Below are 5,641 nucleotides of genomic sequence, written 5' to 3' on the forward strand. Positions count from 1 at the left end.
CTTTTCTTCCTTTCCTCTTCCGTATTTCACTGCGTCGTTTCTGCGTAAATCCTTCCTGACGGTGTTCCGGGTTATCCCGGTGAGTCTTGTTCCCTCACGAATATAACAATCTTCCTCATAAATCCGTTTAATCTCTCTATCCTCTTACACGTTTTTCCCCCCTCGTATACCTCCTTGAGCAGATTGTTTCTATTATCTCGCTCAAGAAGGTCTTTTTTTCCAAGGGGTAACGGGTCAATTTTCTATGGCCCTGGGGGGTCAATTTTATTTGACCACATACACAGGAAAAACAATCTGGAAAAAAGTATCTGGACAGGTACAGCCCTCGCAATTATTTCAAGCATCTTGCTGGCCTTTGTTTTTAATATGGTTTTTGGGAACTTTGAAGGAAGAGTAGAAGAAATTTTTGAAGGAGTGCTCATGTTGCTTGCAGCCGGTGTCTTGACTTACATGATTTTTTGGATGCAATTCAAAAGAGCAGAATTTGAAGGAAAAGTAGACAGAGCAGTTTCAGAAGATAAGCCCATTTACCTTGGATTACTGGCGTTTTCAGCTGTTGTCAGAGAAGGTGTAGAAACAGTCCTGTTCTTTTCAGCTATCAAGGAAACAACTGAACCTTTCCTGGCAGCTATTGGAGGAATATCGGGAATATTAATTGCAGTTGTATTATCCTTCCTCCTTTATAAAGGAACAAGCAAACTATCAATCTCAAAACTTTTCTTCTGGTCAGGAATGTTTTTGTTTATTATTGCAGCTGGTCTTTTTGCTCACGGGATACACGAGTTCCAGGAAGCCGGGCTTTTACCAGTTTTCATTGAACATATTTATGATCTAAACGGCATTCTCAGCGAAAATGGAGTGCTGGGAGGCATTTTGAAAGCGGTGTTTGGATACAATGGCAATCCTTCTTTCCTTGAATTCCTTTCTTACTGGCTGTTTATAGGAACGATCGGATCAACCGCGATTAATAAAAGCAGAAAATTACAACAGCTTTCTTCAGTATAAAACAAGGGGAAGCAAGTGTGCTTCCCCTTTTATTTATTAATAAGTTCCTTGATTGCAGAAACTGCTTGCTCTGTGGTCATATTGCGAATATCAACACCTTTGTGTTTTTTCGCATCAAAACCGGCATTCTCAAAGGCATCTCTATACATTTTTGCCTGCATTGTAGGATCGCAGCCAGCGACATATAGCTCATCAATATCCTTATTCTCTGTGAGTGTTTTTAAATATTCATCGCCGTCGGTTGCACAGAGCTGCGGATGAAGCGAGACAAAATCAACGATGTTTTCTCTGCGTATAGCATTCAATACCTCAAACACGTCCATCTGATGAAAGGAAGGGCATGTTCCCTGGCATACGCACAATAATAATCCTTTTTTTGCCATATTTACTACCTCCTATCTCCAAAATATGTTATAGCTTCGCTGGGGCAAATTTTTTGACAACCACGGCAAAACTCTACACAGTGTTCAGGATTTGATACTACTGGCTTTCCGCCTTCCACAGAATAAACTTCGTGGGGGCAAAAATTCGCGCAGGTCAAGCAACCTGAACAATTTTCATAATCAATTACTGGATGCCAGTTTTTCGCCATTAACTTTCTTCCTCCTTTACTGGTTATAACTTTTTCAAATCCTCAAGAACTTTTAAGGCTATTTTTTCAACATCTTCATCGTCAAAATCCAGTGTTGGAGCTTTTGGAATGCCAAGCTCACTGATGGTTAGAACATAATCTGGTTTTATACCCCTTTGCTCCAGGATGTTACTTGCACATTTCAGTGCGCAACCATTTATTACTACTAACTTTTTGGCATCTTTGGCAATTTTTACGTGAGTTGGCGAATTTGCTGCCACTGCTGCAAGGCAACACATTCTTGCACCTGTATTGCTCAAAGTCAGTTTTTTTGCGATTTCATTCCCTACCTGGCCTACACTGGAAGCGCCATCACAAGCCAGTACGATGTATAGTTCCTTTGATTCTTTTGCACAATGAGGTAAAATCGTCCAATCTTCTTTTGCCATTTTTATTCACTCCTTTATAAGAGTTTTCATTCATATTATATTGCATAATTGCACCATTATGCAACAATGTTTAAACCGGGTTCTATACCTCTTCAAAAGCTGCTCACACAATTATGTAATCCAAAACTCATGTGAATTAAAGAACAATTTACATTTATACATAAATAAAAAAGGCTGCCCTAAGGCAGCCTTAAGTTGCCTGAATAACTAATTTTGCGGTAAATAATACACAGTAACTCCCCTATCTATAAGAGCTTGAACATCATTCATGTCATCTGAACCAGATGTCGTATCGAGTAAGTTATACCTTATATCAACGGTATCCCCGCTTGAAATTCCCGAATTATCCACAAGGGGTTGAATATCAGTGATATCATTGGAGCCAATCCAAAGTCTGTTCAAATTCACCAAACCCTGAAGCTGGCTGATATCTGAAATATTATTATTAGTTAGCCACAAAGAGTTTATGCCGGTCAAGCCTTCAAGAAAGTCGAGGTCTGAAATCTGGTTGTTGGCAAGCCTGAGATCATAAACAGCTGTAAAAGATGCCAGAAAGGTCACATCTGAATTTGTGAGGTTGAGGTTTTCAAGCTGCAAATTCGTTATTTGTATCAGATCGTGTATATGCGAGAGCTCCGAAGGTGAAAAAGGATTCCCGCTAAGGTACAGCAGCTTTAAGTTTGTTAACCCTTCCAGAGGAGTTAAGGAAGTTATATTATTATTAATCGCATAAAAGCCTATCAGCGATGTATATCCACCTATAACCGAAATATCACTGACCTGGTTGTAGTCAAGATATATATGTAGAATATTTGTGAAATCAGGAAGAGATGAAATATCCGAAATCTGGTTATAGCTTAGCATTAGAGCATATAAACCTGTCATATTTTCCAGAGGGCTAATATCTGTAATTTGATTTCCACCCAGATTGAGATAGTCCAACTTTGTTAAATTTTGCAGGGGAGTTATATCATCTATTTGATTCGTCTGCAAATACAACCATTCCATATCTGTCAGCCCTTGCAAAGGCGTTATATCAGAGATTGAATTGGTACTCAGCCATACCCATTTAAGGCTGTCCATATATTCAAGGCCTGCAATATCTGCTATGCCCAAATTGTCCGCACTCAGTTCTGTAAAATCACCAAGCTCCTTCGCGTAAACAGTATCCGTCGCCGCTTTGCCGATGCGAGGAAGCACCACAGCTCTTAAATTGCTATCAGGCATATTCACTTCATTCCCGAGATCCATCGCTTCATAAATAGCTATTTCATCTAACCAGACAGCGTTTTCATAAGCGTTTTGAGAACCATCTCTTTCGTATTCCCACTTTAGTGTATGAGTACCTGCAGGTACCTCCCTGAAAACCCGATACCATCCGCTTTGTCCGGACCAATTTCCTGCGAGCGTGTCGTCAATATAGAAATTAAGATAATGGTGGGTAATTCTTATCGAAGTCTTACGATAAAAGGTTATAACAGCATCTTGTGGAAGGTTAACCTGTACCTCAATATAACAACTCTGGTCAGCTCCTATTCCGCTTAACTCAAGGGTGAATGTTCCCTCTTGAGTTTCTTCAGATTGAACAAAGGGTACAGCATCGCCGCCTGTAACCCATGGGTTCGCCGTTAAATCCCCAGTTTCAAAATCCTCAAAGAAATACACAGCGCCATACGTACCTGTTGTGAAACTCGCTACTTCGCTTAAAGCAGTTTTTTTGCCAGCTTCGGCTTTTACCTGCCAATAATAAGTTGTTGATGTTGCAAGCGGTCCGGGAGAATAGGATTCTACTGACAGGTCATTTGCCACTAAGGGCATACTATCAGCGGAAGTGCCAAAAAAAACGTCAAAAACAGGTGGAATTGAAGAATTTGACTCAACATGCCAGCTAAGTGTTGGATTCACTGAAACACCAACAGAATTATCTTCGGGATTCATGTTTGTGATAACCAGCTTATTGCATCCTTGAAAGCAGCCCATTATTAGAAACAACACTAAAAGAACGGCTCCTAAAAGAAGTGAATACCTTTTCATTAATCATGCCCCCTTAAACACTGCTAAATTAACCATATTTCCGAAAGATTCAACACTTCGAAGAAGAAAAAAAGAGAGTCAGAAGCGTCTTTGAGATAATATAAAAAAACCATGCAACAAGTCAATGTTTTCAAAGAGTCTAAAAAGTAAAAGAAAACGTTATGAAAAAGCCAGTCCCTTTAGACTGGCTTTGAGAAGTCACTATGGACTGTAGCTCCTGTGAATTCTTGACGCTTGAATTTCAATTCTTTCTGTAAAGTTATAGGAAGTCTCAGGAGGGGACCGCTGAAAAACAGAAACGGCAAGATTTCGGATAGCCATAATGAACTTTTCTATAAATTAAGCCCAATTGCATAGCCGTCCCTTATAGCTTCAACAATTTTCCCCACTCTTGTCATATCCCCAATGATGTGTGTGGGAACAGGAACATCTATTTTTTCAAATTCACGCGATTTTTCCCCAAAGGCGGCAACAAATATATCCAGATCGAGTTCCATTTCCATGCCGTCGTTCTTTTTGATATTCAAAGATGACTTTGAAATCTTGACTATTCTTGAGCCAGTTAATATTTTTACATTATGCTCCTTAAGTTCGCGTAGCAGGTAATTTCTGCTTATTGGTTCCATTTCTTTGGCGACCTCTGGTAGCATTTCAACTATTGTGACCTCACATCCTTTAGTAGCTAAATAGAGAGCAATTTCACAACCCACAAGGCCTCCTCCACCTACGACTACTCTTTCCCCTTTCTGAAGCGTGATTTTTTCATCCAATACGTCGGAATAGAGCACAACATTTGGACCATCGATTCCTTCAATATCAGGTATAAAAGGTTTAGCACCCATGGCAAGGACAATTTCATCGGGATTTTCCTTCATAACTCTTTCAACATCCACAGCCGTATGTACTCTAATATCTACACCAAGTTCTTTAAGAACTTCGGAGTAATAACCTATTAGCCAGCGCATTTTTTCCTTTCCCGGTGGAACGGAACCTATCCTCACTGCACCACCTATCTCTTTTTCACGTTCAAAAATCGTTACACGATGACCTTTTAACGCAGCCACTCTCGCCGCTTCAAGTCCCGCAGGCCCAGCACCAATTATTGCAATATGCTTAGGAATTTGAGAAGGGATGATTTTTTCATAGTCACTACTCTTCCCTACAATGGGATTTACTCCGCACCTAATGGCTGTTCCCATTGTATGCCTTGAACGAATACATTCAGAGCATCCAATGCATTTGCGAATGGTTTTCTCTTTTCCATACAGTGCTTTAAGTGGCCAATCCGCATCTGCTATTAACGTTCTGCCAAGAGCAACAAGGTCAGCCACTCCACTGATGAGAAGCGATTCGGCTATCTCTGGTTCTCTAATCACCCCTACCGCAATAACCGGTATCTTGATGCCTCCATCTTTTAAGGCCTTTGCTAGATTTGAACGCCAGGCCTGTTTATAAGCCATAGGTTCTAATCTTTTTTCCTTATCACCAAAACCTACATCCGCGTGAACAGTAGCATAACCATATTCTTCAAACTTTCTGACTATATCAACGCCATCATACTCTCTCAAGTTATGCACTTTGA

General features: G+C 40.3%; 6 protein-coding genes. 1 reads left to right on the forward strand and 5 read right to left on the reverse strand.

Annotated features, from left to right (window positions below; genetic code table 11):
- The first annotated feature begins 183 nt into the window (after positions 1-183).
- On the forward strand, positions 184-1,005 hold the full coding sequence (locus AT15_RS09950) for an FTR1 family iron permease (RefSeq protein ID WP_161484679.1): 822 nt from the start codon (positions 184-186) through the stop codon (positions 1,003-1,005).
- Positions 1,006-1,034: 29 nt separating this feature from the next.
- On the opposite strand, the gene AT15_RS09955 is transcribed toward AT15_RS09950, so the two are convergent.
- From AT15_RS09955 to AT15_RS09970, 5 genes are all read right to left on the reverse strand, one after another.
- Positions 1,035-1,388, reverse strand: coding sequence for a heterodisulfide reductase subunit A-like protein (locus AT15_RS09955; protein ID WP_068349231.1), 354 nt, complete (start codon positions 1,386-1,388; stop codon positions 1,035-1,037).
- A 5-nt stretch (positions 1,389-1,393) separates the two neighbouring features.
- On the reverse strand, positions 1,394-1,597 hold the full coding sequence (locus AT15_RS10585; protein ID WP_084251718.1) for an ATP-binding protein: 204 nt from the start codon (positions 1,595-1,597) through the stop codon (positions 1,394-1,396).
- 23 nt (positions 1,598-1,620) lie between these two features.
- Positions 1,621-2,025, reverse strand: coding sequence for a putative zinc-binding protein (locus AT15_RS09960; RefSeq protein ID WP_068349233.1), 405 nt, complete (start codon positions 2,023-2,025; stop codon positions 1,621-1,623).
- 207 nt (positions 2,026-2,232) lie between these two features.
- Positions 2,233-4,059, reverse strand: a complete 1,827-nt coding sequence (locus tag AT15_RS09965; protein ID WP_068349235.1) for a leucine-rich repeat domain-containing protein — start codon at positions 4,057-4,059, stop codon at positions 2,233-2,235.
- 332 nt (positions 4,060-4,391) lie between these two features.
- The coding region (locus tag AT15_RS09970) for an FAD-dependent oxidoreductase (RefSeq protein WP_153019746.1) at positions 4,392-5,641 on the reverse strand (1,250 nt) is incomplete at its 5' end.

Origin of the sequence: Kosmotoga arenicorallina S304 (assembly GCF_001636545.1) — a bacterium.
In the GTDB taxonomy this organism is placed as follows: Bacteria; Thermotogota; Thermotogae; order Petrotogales; family Kosmotogaceae; genus Kosmotoga_B; species Kosmotoga_B arenicorallina.

What these genes read in the sequence shown, in the direction of transcription:
- AT15_RS09955 (WP_068349231.1), bottom strand. Translation starts at nt 1,388, where the DNA reads ATGGCAAAAAAAGGATTATTATTGTGCGTATGCCAGGGAACATGCCCT.
- AT15_RS10585 (WP_084251718.1), bottom strand. Translation starts at nt 1,597, where the DNA reads ATGGCGAAAAACTGGCATCCAGTAATTGATTATGAAAATTGTTCAGGT.
- AT15_RS09960 (WP_068349233.1), bottom strand. Translation starts at nt 2,025, where the DNA reads ATGGCAAAAGAAGATTGGACGATTTTACCTCATTGTGCAAAAGAATCA.
- AT15_RS09965 (WP_068349235.1), bottom strand. Translation starts at nt 4,059, where the DNA reads ATGAAAAGGTATTCACTTCTTTTAGGAGCCGTTCTTTTAGTGTTGTTT.